The sequence below is a fragment of the Stenotrophomonas ginsengisoli genome, assembly GCF_001431485.1.
GTDB classification, from domain to species: Bacteria; Pseudomonadota; Gammaproteobacteria; order Xanthomonadales; family Xanthomonadaceae; genus Stenotrophomonas; species Stenotrophomonas ginsengisoli.
On the sequence record NZ_LDJM01000039.1, the window covers coordinates 1 to 17,699 of the forward strand.

The following is a 17,699-nucleotide window of genomic DNA, read 5'->3' on the forward strand; positions in this document are numbered from 1 at the left end:
TGGTGCGCCCTGCCGGACGCCAACTCCCGCACGCCCTGTTCGTAGCCATGGAACCACTGCAGCTGAGCTACGGGCGCATGGTAACCCGTGAGGGTTGTTTGAGTTGGTGCGCCCGGAGAGATTCGAACTCCCGACCGCCTGGTTCGTAGCCAGGTACTCTATCCAGCTGAGCTACGGGCGCATGGACAACACAAGTTTTGCAATCAGTGCTTGTGGCACAGTTCTGACAAGGTGGTGCGCCCGGAGAGATTCGAACTCCCGACCGCCTGGTTCGTAGCCAGGTACTCTATCCAGCTGAGCTACGGGCGCCTCGATGTCAGGAGCGAAATTATGCGCCGACTGTTGGGGTACGTCAACGGTTTTGTGAAAATTTCAGGGAAATATCCTGAGCAGGGTATCGGCGACCGCAGTGGGCTGGCGCATCCATGCAAAATGATCGGCTTTCACGCCCAATGCGGGGGCATCGAGCGTGCTGCGCTGGTGGTCGCATGCCGGCAATTTGGCCAGCAGGGCATCCAGTGAACTGTCCGGGGCCAGCCAGTCTTCTGCCAGGGTGATGCCGTGGCAGGCCAGCTGCAGACCGGCCATTTGTTGCTCCACCCCGGCTGGCAGACGGTAATGGCCATAACGCCCGACCCGGGCCCAGTCGGCAATCAGCCCGCGCGCCTCGCGGCCGCCGAAGCCCAGCTGCTTGCCCGGCAGGTGGCCACGCAGCCAGGCAATCGCGGGCAGTGCGGTATAGGCCAGCGGCAGGCTGTAGCGCTGTGGCGGCGCGAAGCTGCGCCAGTGCGGAGAGCCGGAAGCAACCAGCCACAGGCGCTTGAGCAGCGGCAGGCTCGGGGCCAGGCAGCAGCTGAGCTGGCCGCCCAGGCTGTGTCCACCGAGGGTGTCGATGTGGATGCCGGCTGCGTGCAGGCCGTTCACGGCTGCCGGCAGGTCAGCGTGCAGGAGCTGGGAGAAGCCCCAGTTGTGCTGGCGCTGGGCGCGCAGGCTGCTGCTGCCATGGCCGCGCCATTCGTGCAGGCTCACCGCGCAGCCGTGCTTGGCCAGTGCATGGGCCAATGGCAGGTAGTGGCGGGCAGCCACGCCCAGTGCCGGCAGCCACAGCAGCTGCGCAACAGCCGGTTGTGCAGGGGCGACATGCAGCAACTGGAATTGATGGCCGTCAGTGCTGGTGATGTCGAGCGTATGGGGCTCACTCATCGTGCCGCACCGATATGGTCCAGGACGCGAACCGCGCCCTTGCCGGGCTGGTAGCCCCATTGCAGGCCGCGCGCCACGTAGCCGATGGCACTCTCGCAGGCCGTGCTCAAGGGCTGCTGGCGGCACAGCAGGGCGGCAATGGCCGAGGCGAGGCTGCAGCCGGTGCCATGTGCCTGCAACGGCAGCCGGGGGTGGGTGAAGCGGGCGTGGTTGTCACCGTCGCTGTAGCGGTCCACCACGTCATTGCCTTCGTGCAGGTGGCCGCCCTTGAGCAGGACCGCGCCGGCACCCAGGGCCAGCAGGGCCTGTACGGCGCTGTCGGCGTCGGCCTCGGTGCTGATCGTGCGGCCGAGCAGGCTTTCCGCTTCCGGGATGTTGGGGGTGATCAGGGTGGCCAGTGGGATCAGGCGTTGGCGCAGGGCATCCACGGCGTCGGCTTCAAGCAGGCGAGCCCCGCTGAGGGCGAACATGACCGGGTCCAGCACGATGACCGCCGGGCGGTGCACCAGCAGGGCGTCGGCCACGGCGTGGATGACCTGGGCATTGGCCAGCATGCCGAGCTTGACGGCGGTGATGTTGTAGTCATCAAAGCAGGCGTCGATCTGGGCCCGCAGCATCGGCAGCGGGGTGACATGCACGGCGCTGACCGTGCGTGTGTTCTGTGCGGTCAGGGCGGTGATGGCCGACAGCCCGTGCACGCGATGTGCGGCGAAGGCTTTCAGGTCGGCCTGGATGCCGGCCCCGCCGCCGGAATCGGAGCCGGCAATGGTCAGGGCGCAGTGGGCAGTGGACATGTTCATGGCCCCGATTGTGCCGGGTTTTTGCCGTCAGGCTAGCGCCGGCGCAGTTGCGCGTAGAGCATGTAACTGGCCCCGGCGATGCCGGTCAGCAGGGCCGGGGCATACAGGGCCTGGTAGCCATGGCGGACAAACAGCCCGGCTCCGGCCATCGAGCCGGCCAGGAAGCCGGTGATGATCAGGGCGCTCAGGCTCAGGCGGTGCAGGGCCAGGGGCAGACCGCGGATCAGATGGCCCAGGCCGATGCCTAAGTCGGTGAACATGCCGGTCAGGTGGGTGGTGCGGATGATGGCCCCGGAAAACGTGGTGGCCAGCGCATTCTGGATGCCGCAGGCGGCTGCCGCGATCCAGGCGCCCGCGATGTGGTGGCGGGCGAACAGCGGGATGGCCAGCAGCAACAGGGCGCATTCGAGCAGCAGCATCACCCCGTAGCGGCGGCCCAGGCGCAGTTGCTGGTTCTGGATGATCAACCCGCTGCAGGTGGCGCCGGCACAGAAGGCCAGCAGCAGGCCCCACAAGTGGCCGATGCTGCGCCAGTCGCCCTGGGTCAGGGCGATGCCGAGCTGGCTGGTGGCACCGGTGAGGTGCCCCAGGCCTTGGTGCTCGAAGCCCAGGAAACCGACCACATTGACCATGCCGGCCACCGCCGACAGGCAGATGGCACCCAGCCAGACCCAGCGCGGCAGGTTTGCAGGCATCGGGTTACGGTTGCGGCTGGCCAGCCTGGGTGAACTGGCCGCTGCGCGGGTCATACAGGGCGTGCCAGCCGATATCGCAGGGCACCACCACCGCACGGGTCGGGTCATGGCCGGCATTGTCGGTGGCCGGGAAGCCGCGGATGTAGATCAGCCGCTGCTCGCCGTCGACGATGCCCACGTACTGGCGGTCGCCGCTGACGGCATCGCTGACGCGCGCCTGCAGTTGTGGCAATCGTGCTTCGAGCTGGTCCACATCGCTGCGCGAGGGGGCCCAGAAGTCGCTGATCTCCACGTCCAGCCCACCCGGGCAGGCGCGGGCCAGTTCGGCGGCCACCAGCGGGCGGGTGACCACCCAGCTCTGGCCACTGCGCACGGCGGTGGGAACCTGTTGCGGGGTGCCGGTGGTGGTACAGGCCGCCAGGGCCAGGGTGGTGGCCGTGGCCAGCAGTGGCAGACGCAGGCAGAGCGGGGGCATTACAGGACCTCCGAGGCAAAATCGGCCAGGCGCGAGCGCTCGCCCCGGCGCAGGGTGATGTGGGCGCTGTGCGGCCATTGCTTGAAGCGATCCACCGCATAGGTCAGGCCCGAGGTGGTTTCGGTCAGGTAAGGGGTGTCGATCTGTTCGACATTGCCCAGGCAGACGATCTTGGTGCCGGGGCCGGCACGGGTGATCAGGGTCTTCATCTGCTTGGGGGTGAGGTTCTGCGCCTCGTCCAGGATCACGTAGCGCGACAGGAAGGTGCGACCGCGCATGAAATTGAGCGAGCGGATCTTGATCCGGCTGGCGAGCAGGTCGTTGGTGGCCGCGCGGCCCCAGCTGCCACCGCTCTGGTTGCGGGTGAGCACTTCCAGGTTGTCGGTCAGTGCGCCCATCCAGGGCGTCATCTTTTCTTCTTCGGTGCCGGGCAGAAAACCGATGTCCTCGCCGACGCTGACCGTGGCGCGGGTCATGATGATCTCGCGGTAACGCTGGCTGTCCATGGTCTGGGCCAGGCCGGCGGCCAGGGCCAGCAGGGTCTTGCCGGTGCCGGCAGTGCCGAGCAGGGTGACAAAATCGATGTCCGGGTCCATCAGTGCGTTGAGGGCGAAGTTCTGCTCGCGGTTGCGCGCGGCAATGCCCCAGACCGCATGGCCGTCATGGCGGTAGTCATCCAGCAGGGCCAGCTGCACCCGGCCATCGGCGCCAAGCTGCTCCACCCGCAGTTCGGCCTGCTCATCGCCGGCCAGGTGGATGAACTGGTTGGGGTACCACTCCTCCTCGGGCAGGGCGGTGATCTCGTAACGGGTGCGGCCGTGGTCGGACCAGCTGCGCAGGTCGGCGCTGTGGCGCGACCAGAAGTCCTCGTCCAGCTCGGTGGCGCCGGTGTACAGCAGGCTGAAGTCATCCAGGGCGCGGTCGTTCTCGTAGTCCTCCGAGACGATGCCGGCGATGGCCGCCTTGATGCGCAGGTTGATGTCCTTGGAGATGAACACCACCGGGGTGTCGCCGGAGGTTTCCTGCAGGGCCAGGATGGCGCCGAGGATGGCGTTGTCCGGCACGTGGGCGGCAAAGCGCTTGCCGGCATCAAAATCACCGGTCTGGAAATACAGGCGGCCGGCACTTTCGCGCCCGCGCAGGGCGATGCCGCCCGGTGCCTGCAGGGCAATCCCGCCGGACAGGTCCGACAGCCCGGACACCTCGACCAGTTCGTTGAGGAAGCGGCTGACCTGGCGCGCGTTGCGGCTGGCCTCGCTGGTGCCCTTCTTGCCGTTGTCCAGCTCCTCGATCACCTGCATCGGCAGGTAGATGTCGTGCTCTTCGAACTTGAACAGCGCGGTGGGGTCGTGCATCAGTACGTTGGTGTCCAGTACGTAGATGCGCTTGCCAGAGGTCATCGTGAGCTCCTGTCGATGGGGATTGCCGAGTCAGGGTCGTTGCGGTTGATTACGCGCGTGCGGCAAGCAGGCTGTCCAGTACCGCCTGGGCATGGCCTGCGACCTTGACCTTGCGCCAGCTGGCGGTGAGTTGTCCATCCGGGTTGATCAGGAAGGTGCTGCGCTCGATGCCGCGGACCTGCTTGCCGTACATGTTCTTCAGCTTGATCACGTCAAAGGCGGTGCACAGTGCCTCGTCGGCATCGCTGATCAGCGGAAAGTTGAAGCCCTGCTTGGCGCAGAAGTTGTCGTGGGCACGCAGTGAATCGCGCGAGACGCCCATCACGGTCGCACCGGCGGCCTGGAACCCGGGCAGCAGGGCGTTGAAGTCCAGCCCTTCGGTGGTGCAGCCCGGGGTGCTGTCCTTGGGATAGAAGTACAGCACCAGCCAGTGGCCGAGTTGCTGGCGCAGGGTGGTGTGCTGGCCACCGGACAGGGCCAGTGGCAGGTCCAGGGTGGCGGCATCCAGGGTGTGGCCGTTGTCCATGGTGTCCTCGTTGTTGAAGGGTCAATGCAAGTGCGGCGCCTTGTCGGCGCCGCAGCTGTCAGAACTTCATCGGATCCATGATCGCATCCAGGTTCAGATGGTCACAGAACTCCAGGAAGTCATCGCGCAGGGAGGCGATGTGCGAATCGGCCGGCACGCCGATGGTGATCTGCGCACTGAACATTTCCGCGCCGGTCTGCATGGCCTGGTAGCGGGTGCTCTGCAGGCTTTCGATGGTGATGCTCTGGCGGCTGAAGAAGTCGGCCAGCTGATAGAGGATGCCGGGCTTGTCGGCGGCAATGACCTCCACGATGTACGGCAGCAGGTTGGATTGCTGCGGTTTGGCCTGGGTGCGGTAGAAGCTCACGCGCATGCCGGCTTCCTCTCGCTCCAGGCGGCCGAGCATGGCTTCCAGCTTGGCCACCGCATCCCAGGAGCCGGTGGCCAGTGCGGTCAGCGAGACATCACGGCCGACCGTGGCCAGGCGGGTGTCGACCAGGTTGCAGCCGCTGTCGGAGATGCGGCGGGTGACACTGAGCAGGGGCGACTCCGGGTGGGTGGAGTAGGCAGTGATCAGCAGGTGGTTTTCGGCCGGTGAGGGTCGGGGATCGGTGTCAGTCAAGGCGGTTCCGGCATGCAGGGGGATCAGGACGCCGTCGTGGACGGTGTCCGCCACAGGGGAGCATATTGTCGCCGCTTTGTGCCCGCAAGTAATGTGCGGGCTGGGTCGGGATGGTGCGGGCAGCCTTTTCCTGCCCTGCTGGGGGTGCGCTGCCGGTGGCGACTATCGGGCGCGGCGTGGATCAGGCATGCTTTGCGCCGGAGCCTCGCCGATCACGGTGGGTGCACAGGCATGATCCGGCCGCATTGTCGGCTGTTAGCTGGAGAACGAATCGATGCGTCAGTGGATGGGTGGTGGCCGCGCCGTGCAGGCAGTGGTCTTGGCGGGTGTGGTGGTGATGGCCAGCGGCTGCTTCGGCAAGGGCGCAAAGGGTGATTTTGCCCTGCCGGCAGACCAGCGTCCGCTGGAGATTCCGCCGGCCATGGTCGAAGCGGCAACTGCTCCGGCCGGTGGCAGCGTTACCGCTCCGGCCGTGGTGGCAGCCCCGGCAGCCAATGTGGCGGCCAATGGCTTCACCGTGCCGGGTGAGCGCGATGCGCTGTACGCCCGGGTCGGCCAGGTGCTGGAAGGCATTGACGGCCTGCAGATTGCCAGCCGGGCCCAGCTGCTGGGTTCCTACGACGTGGCCTACCAGGGTGAAAATTTCCTGGTGCGCCTGGTGGCCGTGGAGGCCGGGGTGTATGTCTCGGCGGTGGATCCGCGTGGCCTGCCGGCCAACGGTGAAGGGGCCAAGGCCCTGGTGGCCCGTCTGCAGGCCGCACTGGCCAACTGAGCCGGCCAGGCGGTGGCATGAAAAAGGGCGCCAGCGGCGCCCTTTTTTGCATCAGCGTTCCAGGTATTGCAGCTTGTCGGCAACCCCGTCCCACTGCCCGGCATCTTCCGGCGGATCCTTGCGTACGGTCAGTACCGGCCAGCTGCGCGACAGTTCGGCGTTCAGGGCGACAAAACCCTCCTGGCCGGCGGGCACGTCGTCTTCCGGGAAGATCGCGCCAACCGGGCATTCCGGCTCGCACAGGGTGCAGTCGATGCACTCGTCCGGGTCGATCACCAGAAAGTTCGGGCCTTCATGGAAGCAGTCCACCGGGCAGACTTCAACGCAATCGGTGTGTTTGCACTTGATGCAGTTTTCGGTAACGACAAAAGGCATGGCTTGGGGGTCCTGCGGGTCAACGCGGCGATTGTAGTGCTGCCGCCGCCGGTGGCAAGGGTATGCTCAAACAGAAAAACCCCGCAGGGCGGGGCTTTCTTTACACCGACGCTGGTGCTCCCTAGGGGACTCGAACCCCTGTTTTAGCCTTGAGAGGGCCACGTCCTAACCACTAGACGAAGGGAGCATTGTTGGTCGCGTCGTGCGATGGGCGCTAGTATAGGCAGGTCCTGCCCGCAGGGCAATCCTTGTTTTCACATCGGAACCGCCGTCATCAACCCGCAAGTTACCTCTTCATTCACACTGCGTGTCATCCCGCGCGATCAGCACACGATCTCGCGCAAGGACATCAGTCCCAATGCGTTGCGCGTGCTCTATCGCCTGCGTGAGGCCGGGTTTGGTGCCTATCTGGTAGGGGGCGCGGTGCGCGACCTGCTGGTGGCCGGCAACCCCAAAGATTTCGACGTGGCAACCGATGCCACGCCCGAACAGGTCAAGGGCCTGTTCCGCAACTGCCGCCTGATCGGCCGCCGCTTCCGCCTGGCGCATGTGGTGTTTGGCCGCGAGATCATCGAAGTGGCCACCTTCCGCGCCAACAGCGATGACGGCACCGGCGACCGCGAGGTCGAAAACGGCATGCTGGTGCGCGACAACGTCTACGGCAGCATCGAAGACGACGCGGTACGCCGCGACTTCACCTGCAACGCCTTGTATTACGCGATCGAGGATTTCTCGGTGCGTGACTACACCGGTGGCTTTGAAGACGTGCAGGCCGGGATCATGCGCCTGATCGGCGAGCCGGAGCAGCGTTATCGCGAAGATCCGGTGCGCATGCTGCGCGCGGTGCGTCTGGCGGCCAAGCTGGGCTTCACCATCGAGCCGGGCACGGCCGGGCCGATCCCGCAATTGGCTTATCTGCTGGCCGATGCCGCGCCGGCGCGCCTGTTCGAGGAAATGCTCAAGCTGTTCCTGTCCGGGCATGGCGTGGCCAGTTTCGAAGGCATGGAGCGCTACGGCCTGTTCGCCCAGCTGTTCCCGGAAAGTGCCGCCGCACTGAAGGCCAACCGCAGTGGTGCCTTGCGTCGGGTGATCGTGGAAGGCCTGGCCAACACCGATGCCCGCGTTGCCGCCGATGAGCCGGTCAGCCCGGCCTTCCTGTTTGCCCTGCTGTTGTGGCCGGCCTATTGCCGCGCGATCGCCCGCCTGCAGAAGCAGGGCATGGCTGCCGATGAGGCGATGCGCCTGGCCGCTGACGTGGCCACCGCGCGCCAGCTGGAGCAGATTGCCCTGCCGCGCCGTTTCTCCCTGCCGATGCAGGAGATCTGGCTGATGCAGATGCGTTTTGGCAGCCGCCAGAAGCGTCGGGTGCAACGTACCCTGGCCCATCCGCGTTTCCGCGCGGCCTTTGATTTCCTGCTGCTGCGTCAGGCTGCATCCGGTGAACATACCGCCGAGGTGGCGTTCTGGCAGCAGACGCGTGAGCAGGCCGGCCCGGTCGAGCCGAGTTTCCTGGATGCGGTCGAGCACGAGGACGGTGAGGAGGCCGGCGGCGAGCGCCGTCCGCGTCGTCGTCGCCGTCGTCGCAACGGATCTGGCAGTACGGCCGAGTCGGCCGCGGCGGAGTGAGCGCAGTGACGCAGGTGTGCATCGGCCTGGGGGCCAACCTGGGTGATGCACAGGCAACGCTGCGTCAGGCTTTGGCCACGCTGGCTGCCGATCCGGACATTCACGACCTGCAGGCCTCGGCGCTGTACCGCAGCCGGGCCTGGGGGCGTGAGGATCAGCCGGATTTCATCAATGCCTGCGCCTGTTTTTCCAGCACGTTGGCGCCGCTGGTCCTGCTTGACCGCCTGCAGGCACTGGAGCTGGCCCATGGCCGCCAGCGTTTGCCAGGCGGCCACTGGGGCCCGCGCACCCTGGATCTGGACATCCTGCTGTACGGGCAGCAGGTAATTGACCACGCTCGCCTGCAGGTGCCGCACCCGTGGATGACCCAGCGTGCCTTCGTGCTGGTGCCGCTGGCTGCGCTCGGTGCGCAGCGGCAGATTCCCGGCCACACCACCGTTGCTGATGCCCTGGCCGCACTGGATACGAGCGAAGTGCAGCCGATAGGGGGATAATGCGGCTTTGTTGCCACTGCTTTTCCCCACATGAGCACATACGCAGATAGCAAGCCGTTGACCGTTCCCGGTCTGGCCCAGGCCCGCGCCGAGGGGCGCAAGCTGGCCATGTTGACCTGTTACGACGCCGGCTTTGCCCGCACCCTGGATGCCAACGGCGTGGACCTGATCCTGGTCGGCGATTCGCTGGGCATGGTGGTCCAGGGGCATGATTCGACCCTGCCGGTCAGCGTGGCCGACATGGTCTACCACACCGCCTGCGTTTCCCGGGTGCTGCAGCGTGCGCTGCTGGTGGCCGACCTGCCGTTCGGCGCCGATGCCACCCCGGAGCGGGCGCTGGAGGCGTCGCTGCAGCTGCTCAAGGCCGGTGCACAGATGGTCAAGCTGGAAGGTGCCGGCTTCAAGCTGGACATCATCCGTTACCTGGCCGAGCGCGACATCCCGGTGTGTTCGCACCTGGGGCTGACCCCGCAGTCGGTGCTGACCCTGGGCGGCTTCCGCGTCCAGGGCCGTGGCGAGGCGGGCCAGCTGGTGCTGGAACAGGCCCGTCAGGTGGCGCAGGCCGGTGCCAGCCTGCTGGTGCTGGAATGCCTGCCGGCGCCGCTGGCCGCACAGGTCACCGCGCAGTCGCCGATTCCGACCATTGGTATCGGTGCCGGTGCCCAGTGTGATGGCCAGGTGCTGGTCCTGCACGACATGCTGGGCCTGGACAGCGGTCACCGCCGCCCGAAGTTTGTGAAGGATTTCCTTGCCGAAGGTGGCTCGGTCGCCGCGGCGGTGCAGTCCTATGTGGCTGCCGTGCGCGACGGCTCCTTTCCCGATGTAGAACATGCTTACGCGTCATGATTGAAACCGTTACCGAAATCAAACGTCTGCGTGCGCTGGTGCGCAGCTGGAAGAAGGAAGGCAAGCGCGTTGCGCTGGTGCCGACCATGGGCAACCTGCACGAAGGGCATTTCACCCTGGTGCGGCAGGCCCGCCGCCATGCCGACAAGGTGGTGGCCAGCGTCTTCGTCAACCCGACCCAGTTCGGCCCGAACGAGGACTTTGACCGCTACCCGCGCACCCCGCAGGCCGATGTGGAAGGTCTGGCTGCGGCCGGCTGTGATCTGGCATGGATGCCCAGCGTGGAGCAGATGTACCCGCTGGGCGTGGACATGACCACCCGCATCTCGGTGCCGGGCACGGTCACCGCGGTGCTGGAAGGGGCCAGCCGTCCCGGGCATTTTGACGGTGTGTGCACAGTGGTCAGCCGCCTGTTCAACCAGGTCACCCCGGATGTGGCGCTTTTCGGCAAGAAGGACTACCAGCAGCTGGCGGTGATCCGCCAGTTGGTGGCCGAGCTGCAGTTCCCGCTGGAAGTGATTGGCGCGGAAATCGTGCGTGAGGACGATGGCCTGGCGCGCAGCTCACGCAACCAGTACCTGGGCGAGGCCGAGCGCGCGGCAGCCCCCCAGCTGCACCGGGTCCTGCGTGAAATGCGTGCGGCCTGTGCGGCCGGCCTGCCGCGCCAGCTGGTCGAGCAGTCGGCTGCTGCCGCGCTGGGCGAGGCGGGGTTCGTGGTCGACTATGCCGTGGTACGCCAGCGTGATCTGGCCGAGCCGGTTGACGGCCAGGCCGGTGAACGGGTGGCCCTGCTGGCCGCCCGCATCGGCAGCACCCGCCTGATCGACAACCTCGAGTTCTGAATGAAGCAAGGCCGGCATGGCAAGAGTGCCGGCCGGCCCTGCTAGACTTTCCCTCTTAACCAATGAAGGCCGCCGTGTGCGGCAGATGCCATGCAACTGTCCTTGCTCAAGACCAAGATCCACCGCGCCACTGTGACCCACTCGGAGCTGAACTACGAAGGCTCCATCGCCATTGATGACAACCTGCTGCAGGCCACGGGCATCCGTGAGTTCGAGCAGGTGCACATCTGGGACGTGACCAACGGCGCGCGTTTTTCCACCTATGCCATCCGTGCCGAAGCCGGCAGCGGCATCGTCTCGCTCAATGGTGGCGCCGCCCGCCACGTGCAGGTGGGCGACATCATCATCATCGCCGCCTTCGCCAGCATGAGCGAGGCCGAGGCCGATGCCTTCCACCCGACCCTGGTCTACGTGGACGGTGACAACAGCATCACCCACACCAACACCGGTATCCCGGTGCAGAAGCCGTAAGTCACGACGATTCCAGGAGTTGCAATGGCACAGGCCAGTTACAGGGATGCACTGGGTGCACATGCACGTCGTCTGACCGGCAGCAGCATCCAGGCATTGAATTGCCTGGAGGCAGGGCGGGCGCAGCAGCTGGCGCTGCGCGTCGGCCCGCTGTATGCCAACTTTGCGCGGCAAAGCTACGATCAGGCAGCTTTGTCTGCGCTTCTGGCCTATGGTCACAGTCTCGGTCTGCCACTGGCGTTTCGCCAGTTGTTCGATGGGGACAAAGTCAATCAGACCGAAGCCCGTCCAGCCCTGCACACGGCCTTGCGCTGTGATCTGGGGCAGGGCGAGGTGGCGGCTTCGGCCCGCGCGCAGGTGCTGGCCGCCGAGCAGCAGTTGGCGGCAATCGTTGCCGAGCTGGAAGCTTCCAGTGTCACTGACGTGGTCAGCATCGGTATCGGTGGCTCTGACCTGGGGCCGCGCCTGGTGTGTGATGCACTGCGGCCGCTGCAGGGTGCGCGTTTCCGCGTCCATTTCGTCTCCAACATCGATGGCATGGCCATCGAACGGGTGCTGGCCGGGCTGGACCCGGCGCGTACGGCCGGGATCCTGATTTCCAAGAGCTTCAGCACCCAGGAAACCCTGTTCAACGGTGCGATCCTGCAGCGCTGGCTGGGTGAGGGCGCGCGTCTGTATGCGGTCAGTGCCGATGTGCAGCGCCCGCAGCAGCAGTTCGGTATTGCCCCTGAGCGGGTATTGCCGATGTGGGACTGGGTCGGCGGCCGCTATTCGCTGTGGTCAGCGGTCGGGCTGCCGATTGCCCTGGCCCTGGGCATGGAGGCCTGGCAACAGCTGCATGACGGTGCTGCGTTGATGGACGCGCATGTGCTGCAGGCCCCGCTGGAGCACAACCTGCCCATGCTGCATGGCTTGACCGAGATCTGGAACCGCAATGCCTGTGGCCATGCCAGCCATGCGGTGATGTGTTACGACGCCCGCCTGGCCCTGTTGCCGGCCTACCTGCAGCAGTTGGTGATGGAAAGCCTGGGCAAGCAGGTCGGCGTTGACGGGCAGCCGGTCTGGGGCGACACCGTGCCGGTGTGGTGGGGCGGGGCTGGTACCGATGTCCAGCACAGTTTCTTCCAGGCCCTGCACCAGGGCACCCAGGTGATCTGCGGTGAATTCATCGGTTGCATCGCCGGCGATGACCCGCACACCGCTTCACACCAGGCGCTGCTGGCCAACCTGCTGGCGCAGACCGAATCGTTGTCCAACGGCCGTCCCAGTGACGATCTGCCGCGCAATTACCCCGGTGGCCGACCCACCACCACCGTGCTGCTGGATGCGCTGACGCCGCAGGCGCTGGGGGCATTGATCGCTTTCTACGAGCATTCGGTCTACGTGCAGTCGTTGGCCTGGGGCATCAACGCGTTCGACCAGTTCGGGGTCGAGCTGGGCAAGCAGGTGGCCAGTGCCTTGCTGCCGGCGGTGCGTGACCCGGCCGTGGTCGTGGAAGACCCGGTAACCCGCGAGCTGCTGGCCCAGCTGCATCGCTGAGCGGTGTTGCTCAGCTGCGCCCGGGCGGCGGTTCCGGGCTCGGGCGCTTGCTCAGCTTGCGCTGCAGTGAGCGCCGGTGCATGCCCAGCAGGCGTGCGGCGGCGGAAATGTTGCCGCCGGTTTCCAGCAGGGCCTGCTGGATGTGCTCCCACTCCAGACGGCTGATCGGGGTCATGGTTTCCGGTGGCTCGAGCACGGCATTGCCGGGTGCATCGGCCTCCGACTCGATCCCCAGGGCGCGCAGGATGGCCGGCAGGGTTGCCGGTTTGGGCAGGTAGTCATCGGCGCCGAGTTTGATCGCCTCCACGGCCGTGGCAATGGAGGCGTAGCCGGTGATGAGCAGGATGCGCATGTCCTGGCGCAGGCTGCGCAAGGGTTGGATCAGGTTCAGCCCGGAATCGTTGCCCAGTTTCAGGTCGAGCAGGACAAAGGAGGGCGGCTGTTGCCGGGCCAGCTCCAGGGCCTGTTCGGCGCTGGTTGCCGCCTGTGTATCGATGCCGCGACGGGCCAGGCTGCGCTGCAGGGTGCGCAGGTACAGCGGGTCATCGTCGACCAGCAGGCCGTGTTCAGTCATGGTGCTTCCTGTGGATCCACGGGGAGCGAAAAACCGACACTGGTGCCCTGGCCGTCGGCCGGTTGCATCCACAGTTTTCCACCCAGTCGCTCTATGGTCGCATGCGACAGCGCCAGGCCCACGCCCAGGCCATAGGACTTGCCGCTGTTGAACAGCTTGCCGGGCAGGGCGGCCTGGGCCGGGTCAAAGCCGCGGCCATGGTCGCGTACCCGGCCCTGCAGCTGTTGCCGGTCGATGTGCAGTTGCAGGTCGATGCGCGCGCTGCCATTCAAGCCGCTGGCTTCGGCGGCATTGTTGAGCAGCACCAGCAGCAGGTGGGCGATGGCCGGCTCCACCCGCTGCTGCAGCGGGGCATCGGCATTGCAATGCAGCCGTGCCGTGGGTTTGACCAGCTGCCATTGCTCGATGACGCTGCCCAGGGTGACGCTGGCCGGCGCATGTTGCTGCTCAGCCGGTGCGGCCAGCTGGCGTACCCGTTGCCGGCACTGTTCCAGCAGCATCCGGGCGGTGTGCAGGTCTTCGTGCAGTGACGGTTCGTGATGCTCTTCGGCCAGGTCATCGACCAGCAGGGTCAGGGTGGCCAGCGGGGTATTGAGTTCATGGGCGACCGAGGCGGCATGGGTGGCCAGGGCGACGATGCCTTCGTTGCGGGTGAAGCGTTCGCGCAATGCTGCCAGTTCGGCTTCGCGCGTGCGCAGCGAGCTGGCCAGACGGGTGGCAAACAGCAGGACCACCACGCTGGAGAGCAGGAAGTTGATGGCACTGCCCCAGCGCTGCAACTGGGCCGGTGGCAGGCTGGCGGCGGGCAGCTCGATGCCGGCCACCGCGCTGGTGGCAAAACCGAGCACGGCGGCGGCGGCCACGGCAAAGCTCCAGGCGCGTGGCAGTGCCAGTGCGGCCAGGGCGATCAGGATCAGGAACAGCGAGCCGAACGGGTTGGCGATGCCGCCGCTGAAGCCGACCATCCAGGTCAATACGGTGATGTCCACCAGGATGTGGCCGAATGCGGTGGCCGGTGTCGGTTCGCTGGAGCGCCGGGGCAGGTGCCATTGCACCACGGCATTGAACGCGGCCAGGGCACACACGCCAGCCCACAGTGCCAACAAGGGCAGCTGCATGTGCAGGACCTTGCTGGCAAACAGGATGGCCACAGCCTGCCCGGCGGTGGCCAGCCAGCGCAGGCTGCACAGGGTGCGCAGGAAGGGGGCAGGGGAAGCGGGCTGCATCGGTGTTGAAGGCGCGCGGCGGTGATGCCGCCAGTATGGCTGCAGCGCGCTAGAATAGGGCCATGTACGATGCCGTTACCCGCCCGACCCCGCCCGCCGACGCCACTGCCTGGCCGCGCCGTATCACCCATGCCGTCAATATCGGTGGCGTCATGGTTGGCGGAGGCAACCCGGTGGTGGTGCAGTCGATGACCAATACCGATACCGCCGATGTCGATGCCAGCGTCAAGCAGGTCGCCGAATTGTGGCGCGCCGGCTCGGAAATGGTGCGCCTGACGGTCAACAATGCCGAATCGGCGGCCGCCATTCCGCGCATTGTCGACAAGCTGGCGATGATGGGCATCAACGTGCCGTTGATCGGTGACTTCCATTACAACGGCCACCAGTTGCTGGCCGCCGAGCCGGCCTGTGCCGAAGCGCTGGCCAAATACCGGATCAACCCGGGCAATGTGGGCTTCGGCAAGAAGAAGGACACCCAGTTTGCGCAGCTGATCGAATTTGCGATCAAGTACGACAAACCGGTGCGCATCGGCGCCAACTGGGGCTCGCTGGATCAGTCCCTGGCCGCACGCCTGATGGATGAAAACAGCAAGCTGGCCAATCCGTTGCCGGCAGCCCGCGTGCTGCGCGAGGCGCTGATCCGTTCGGCCCTGGATTCGGCCAACACCGCCGTCGAGCTGGGCCTGGCCCGTGAGCGCATCGTGCTCTCGGCCAAGGTGTCCGGTGTGCAGGAATTGATCGCGGTGTACCGCGACCTGGCCATGCGCTCGGATTTCGCCCTGCATCTGGGCCTGACCGAGGCCGGTATCGGTTCCAAGGGCATCGTGGCTTCTGCCGCAGCGCTGGCGGTGCTGATGCAGGAAGGCATCGGTGACACCATCCGTATCTCGCTCACCCCCGAGCCGGGCACCTCGCGGACCCAGGAAGTGGTGGTGGCCCAGGAGCTGCTGCAGACCACCGGCCAGCGAGCCTTCACGCCGATGGTTACTGCCTGCCCGGGTTGTGGCCGTACCACCTCCGAGTTCTTCCAGGAGTTGGCCAAGGTGGTGCAGGCCCATGTGCGAGAGCAGATGCCGGTCTGGCGCATCAGCCGTCCAGGGGCGGAGAACATGACCCTGGCGGTCATGGGCTGTGTGGTCAATGGTCCGGGTGAATCGCGCCATGCCAACATCGGCATTTCCCTGCCGGGCAATGGCGAGGCCCCTGCGGCGCCGGTGTTCATTGATGGCGAGAAGGCGGTCACCCTGCGTGGTGACAACATTGCCAACGAATTCGTGGCGCTGATCGATGCCTATGTCGACCGACGTTACGCCCCGGCGGCCGACTGAGCTGCGCCGGCCGCTGCAGCCGCTCCGGCTGTGGTGGATGGCAGCGCTTGCGCTGTCGGGTTTCACCGCGCATGCAGCCCTGATCCAGGCCGGTTGCTGGCAGGGCCTGGATGCGCGGATCATGTGGGCCTTGCATGATCTGGGCAGTGCCGGGCTGGATCGTTTCTTCCTGCTGGTCACCGCGATTGGTCACCAGTGGGGGGTCATCCCCGTGGATGTGCTGCTGGTACTGGTGCTGGCAGCCGCGCGCCGCTGGCGTTGCAGTGCCTTCGTGCTGTTGGCCACCGCGGGTTCGGGCCTGTTGAACCGCGCGGTCAAGGCGCTTTTCAGCCGGGAACGCCCGCAGCTGTGGCCGCATCCGGTGGATGAAACCAGCTGGAGTTTTCCCAGTGGCCATGCGATGGGCTCCTGGACCCTGATGCTGGTGCTGATTGTCCTGGCCTGGCCGGGGCGCTGGCGCTACCCGGTGCTGCTGCTGGCCTCGGGCTTTGCGCTGCTGGTCGGTATCAGCCGTCCTTATCTGGGCGTGCACTGGCCCAGCGACATTGTTGGCGGCTGGCTTCTGGCCTCGGCCTGGGTTTTTGCCGTTTCTGCGTATATGTCGCGTCAACGGTGGGGTGAACTGTGCCGCAGAACAGATATTTCCTAGGCTTACTCGCGCATCATGCTGACCATGTCGACAGCGCTGCGCGCTTAGCGTTGACTGACGGCTTTGGTCAGGCCTGTGCAGAAGGGCCGTACGAAGCCATCACTGGCATCGCCAACCAGGCGGTGCGCTACCTTGGAGGTGCCACATGACGATCAGGGTCTACCTGCTCGATGACCACGCCCTCGTCCGTGCCGGTATGCGGATGATCCTCAGCAGTCAAACCGATATCGAAGTCATAGGCGAGGCCGACAGCGGCGAGATCGCCTTGCCTGAAGTGCGCAAGCTGCAGCCGGATGTGGTGTTGTGTGACCTGCACCTGCCCGGGGTCAGTGGCCTGGAAGTGACCGAACGCATCGTCAAGGGTCAGCCGGACACGCGGGTGATCATCGTCTCGGTGCTGGAGGACGGGCCGATGCCCAAGCGCCTGCTCGAAGCCGGGGCTTCGGGGTATGTGGGCAAGGGGGGCGATGCCGGCGAGCTGTTGCGCGCAGTGCGCGAGGTTGCGCTCGGCCGCCGCTATCTGTGTTCCAGTGTGGCCCAGCACATGGCCCTGGCCCATCTGGACGGTGGCAAGTCCCCGTTTGACCTGCTGTCGCCGCGCGAGCTGGAAGTGGCCATGCTGCTGGTGCAGGGCATGCGCCAGGAAGAAATCGCGCGTCGTTTGAGCCTGAGTGCCAAGACCATCAATACCCACAAGGCGCGTTTGTTCGACAAGCTCAAGGTGCATGACACCATTGCCCTGGCGCGTCTGGCCAGCCAGTACGGCATGGCCGATGCCACCCATTCGCTGGAATGAGTGCGGCAGGCTGATCAGCTTGGCAAGTGACAGGCGGCCTGCGGGCCGCTTTTTCATTGTAGCCAACGCCGGTGTCGCGGGCAGATGTGGGAACGCGCGGCGCGATGACGCAAACAACAAGGGCGGCCCGGGGCCGCCCTTGTTGCTGTGATGCTCGCCGGGATCAGACGGACTTGTTGTCGTCGGCCTTGTCCTGGCTGCTTTCCTCGTCCACAACCTCGGCAGTGGTCGCTGCCGTGATGTCGTTGGCCGTGGTTGCATCGATCTGCGCCGGCTTGACCGGGGTCAAGGCGGCATCGTCGGCCGGTGCTTCAGCCGGTGCTTCCGGAGCAGTCGGAGCCACCGGAGCTTCCGGAGCAGCCGGAGCTTCCGCAGCAACCGGAGCAGCCGGAGCAGCCGGAGCTTCCGCAGCAACCGGAGCAACCGGAGCTTCCGCAGCA

At 66.0% G+C, this 17,699-nt stretch carries 21 protein-coding genes and 3 tRNA genes; 10 read left to right on the plus strand and 14 right to left on the minus strand.

Going from position 1 to position 17,699, the window contains the following annotated elements; genetic code table 11:
- Positions 1-104: 104 nt before the first annotated feature.
- The 9 genes from ABB30_RS13410 to ABB30_RS13450 form a co-directional block, all read right to left on the minus strand.
- Positions 105-181 (minus strand) — tRNA-Arg (locus ABB30_RS13410).
- Positions 182-232: 51 nt separating this feature from the next.
- Positions 233-309, minus strand: a tRNA-Arg gene (locus tag ABB30_RS13415).
- 63 nt (positions 310-372) lie between these two features.
- Positions 373-1,203, minus strand: a complete 831-nt coding sequence (locus ABB30_RS13420) for an alpha/beta hydrolase family protein (protein ID WP_057638828.1) — start codon at positions 1,201-1,203, stop codon at positions 373-375.
- Entirely contained in the window at positions 1,200-2,003 is an 804-nt protein-coding gene (thiD, locus tag ABB30_RS13425; RefSeq protein WP_057638829.1) for a bifunctional hydroxymethylpyrimidine kinase/phosphomethylpyrimidine kinase, read from the minus strand. The genes ABB30_RS13420 and thiD overlap by 4 nt, the downstream gene beginning before the upstream one ends.
- A 32-nt stretch (positions 2,004-2,035) precedes the next feature.
- Entirely contained in the window at positions 2,036-2,698 is a 663-nt protein-coding gene (locus tag ABB30_RS13430; protein WP_057638830.1) for a YoaK family protein, read from the minus strand.
- A gap of 4 nt (positions 2,699-2,702) precedes the next feature.
- Complete coding sequence (locus ABB30_RS13435) at positions 2,703-3,173, minus strand: hypothetical protein (protein WP_057638831.1); 471 nt, start codon at positions 3,171-3,173, stop codon at positions 2,703-2,705.
- Positions 3,173-4,573 (minus strand): PhoH family protein, encoded by a 1,401-nt coding sequence (locus ABB30_RS13440; protein ID WP_057638832.1) that lies wholly within the window; start codon positions 4,571-4,573, stop codon positions 3,173-3,175. Before ABB30_RS13440 ends, ABB30_RS13435 begins: the two co-directional genes overlap by 1 nt.
- 49 nt (positions 4,574-4,622) lie before the next feature.
- Complete coding sequence (locus ABB30_RS13445) at positions 4,623-5,099, minus strand: peroxiredoxin (protein ID WP_057638833.1); 477 nt, start codon at positions 5,097-5,099, stop codon at positions 4,623-4,625.
- 58 nt (positions 5,100-5,157) lie between these two features.
- Positions 5,158-5,775 (minus strand): glycine cleavage system transcriptional repressor, encoded by a 618-nt coding sequence (locus ABB30_RS13450; protein WP_425477411.1) that lies wholly within the window; start codon positions 5,773-5,775, stop codon positions 5,158-5,160.
- A 220-nt stretch (positions 5,776-5,995) separates the two neighbouring features.
- On the opposite strand from ABB30_RS13450, the gene ABB30_RS13455 reads away from it, so the two are divergent.
- The gene (locus ABB30_RS13455) at positions 5,996-6,493 is read left to right on the plus strand and encodes a hypothetical protein (RefSeq protein ID WP_057638834.1); all 498 of its coding nucleotides are present in this window, start codon (positions 5,996-5,998) and stop codon (positions 6,491-6,493) included.
- 51 nt (positions 6,494-6,544) lie between these two features.
- Here ABB30_RS13455 and fdxA read toward each other — a convergent pair whose 3' ends face one another.
- Together fdxA and ABB30_RS13465 are read right to left on the minus strand one after the other, a co-directional pair.
- Entirely contained in the window at positions 6,545-6,868 is a 324-nt protein-coding gene (gene fdxA / locus ABB30_RS13460; RefSeq protein WP_057638835.1) for a ferredoxin FdxA, read from the minus strand.
- 112 nt (positions 6,869-6,980) lie between these two features.
- A tRNA-Glu gene (locus tag ABB30_RS13465) sits at positions 6,981-7,055 on the minus strand.
- A gap of 20 nt (positions 7,056-7,075) precedes the next feature.
- Between ABB30_RS13465 and pcnB the strand changes: the two genes are divergently transcribed.
- From pcnB to pgi, 6 genes are all read left to right on the plus strand, one after another.
- On the plus strand, positions 7,076-8,494 hold the full coding sequence (pcnB, locus tag ABB30_RS13470; RefSeq protein ID WP_057638836.1) for a polynucleotide adenylyltransferase PcnB: 1,419 nt from the start codon (positions 7,076-7,078) through the stop codon (positions 8,492-8,494).
- A gap of 5 nt (positions 8,495-8,499) precedes the next feature.
- The gene (folK, locus tag ABB30_RS13475) at positions 8,500-8,988 is read left to right on the plus strand and encodes a 2-amino-4-hydroxy-6-hydroxymethyldihydropteridine diphosphokinase (RefSeq protein WP_057638847.1); all 489 of its coding nucleotides are present in this window, start codon (positions 8,500-8,502) and stop codon (positions 8,986-8,988) included.
- Between the two features lie 30 nt (positions 8,989-9,018).
- Positions 9,019-9,834 carry a 3-methyl-2-oxobutanoate hydroxymethyltransferase gene (gene panB, locus ABB30_RS13480; protein ID WP_057638837.1) on the plus strand — a complete coding sequence of 272 codons (816 nt, stop codon included), beginning with the start codon at positions 9,019-9,021 and terminating at the stop codon, positions 9,832-9,834.
- The gene (panC, locus tag ABB30_RS13485; protein ID WP_057638838.1) at positions 9,831-10,676 is read left to right on the plus strand and encodes a pantoate--beta-alanine ligase; all 846 of its coding nucleotides are present in this window, start codon (positions 9,831-9,833) and stop codon (positions 10,674-10,676) included. Before panB ends, panC begins: the two co-directional genes overlap by 4 nt.
- A gap of 90 nt (positions 10,677-10,766) precedes the next feature.
- Positions 10,767-11,147, plus strand: coding sequence for an aspartate 1-decarboxylase (gene panD / locus ABB30_RS13490; RefSeq protein ID WP_057638839.1), 381 nt, complete (start codon positions 10,767-10,769; stop codon positions 11,145-11,147).
- A gap of 24 nt (positions 11,148-11,171) precedes the next feature.
- A complete protein-coding gene (pgi, locus tag ABB30_RS13495) occupies positions 11,172-12,686 on the plus strand; it encodes a glucose-6-phosphate isomerase (RefSeq protein ID WP_057638840.1) in 1,515 nt (504 codons plus the stop codon).
- 10 nt (positions 12,687-12,696) lie between these two features.
- On the opposite strand, the gene ABB30_RS13500 is transcribed toward pgi, so the two are convergent.
- Together ABB30_RS13500 and ABB30_RS13505 are read right to left on the minus strand one after the other, a co-directional pair.
- Positions 12,697-13,260 carry a response regulator transcription factor gene (locus tag ABB30_RS13500; RefSeq protein ID WP_057638841.1) on the minus strand — a complete coding sequence of 188 codons (564 nt, stop codon included), beginning with the start codon at positions 13,258-13,260 and terminating at the stop codon, positions 12,697-12,699.
- Complete coding sequence (locus ABB30_RS13505) at positions 13,257-14,486, minus strand: ATP-binding protein (RefSeq protein WP_057638842.1); 1,230 nt, start codon at positions 14,484-14,486, stop codon at positions 13,257-13,259. Before ABB30_RS13505 ends, ABB30_RS13500 begins: the two co-directional genes overlap by 4 nt.
- A gap of 62 nt (positions 14,487-14,548) precedes the next feature.
- Between ABB30_RS13505 and ispG the strand changes: the two genes are divergently transcribed.
- The 3 genes from ispG to ABB30_RS13520 all read left to right on the plus strand — a co-directional run bounded on the left by ispG (position 14,549) and on the right by ABB30_RS13520 (position 17,259).
- Complete coding sequence (gene ispG, locus ABB30_RS13510; RefSeq protein ID WP_057638843.1) at positions 14,549-15,814, plus strand: flavodoxin-dependent (E)-4-hydroxy-3-methylbut-2-enyl-diphosphate synthase; 1,266 nt, start codon at positions 14,549-14,551, stop codon at positions 15,812-15,814.
- Positions 15,815-15,851: 37 nt separating this feature from the next.
- Complete coding sequence (locus ABB30_RS13515; protein ID WP_057638844.1) at positions 15,852-16,463, plus strand: phosphatase PAP2 family protein; 612 nt, start codon at positions 15,852-15,854, stop codon at positions 16,461-16,463.
- A gap of 145 nt (positions 16,464-16,608) precedes the next feature.
- Entirely contained in the window at positions 16,609-17,259 is a 651-nt protein-coding gene (locus tag ABB30_RS13520; protein WP_057638845.1) for a response regulator, read from the plus strand.
- A 163-nt stretch (positions 17,260-17,422) separates the two neighbouring features.
- Here the strand turns inward: ABB30_RS13520 and ABB30_RS16525 are convergent.
- Positions 17,423-17,699: hypothetical protein (locus ABB30_RS16525; RefSeq protein ID WP_211263490.1), on the minus strand; the 277-nt coding region annotated here is incomplete at its 5' end.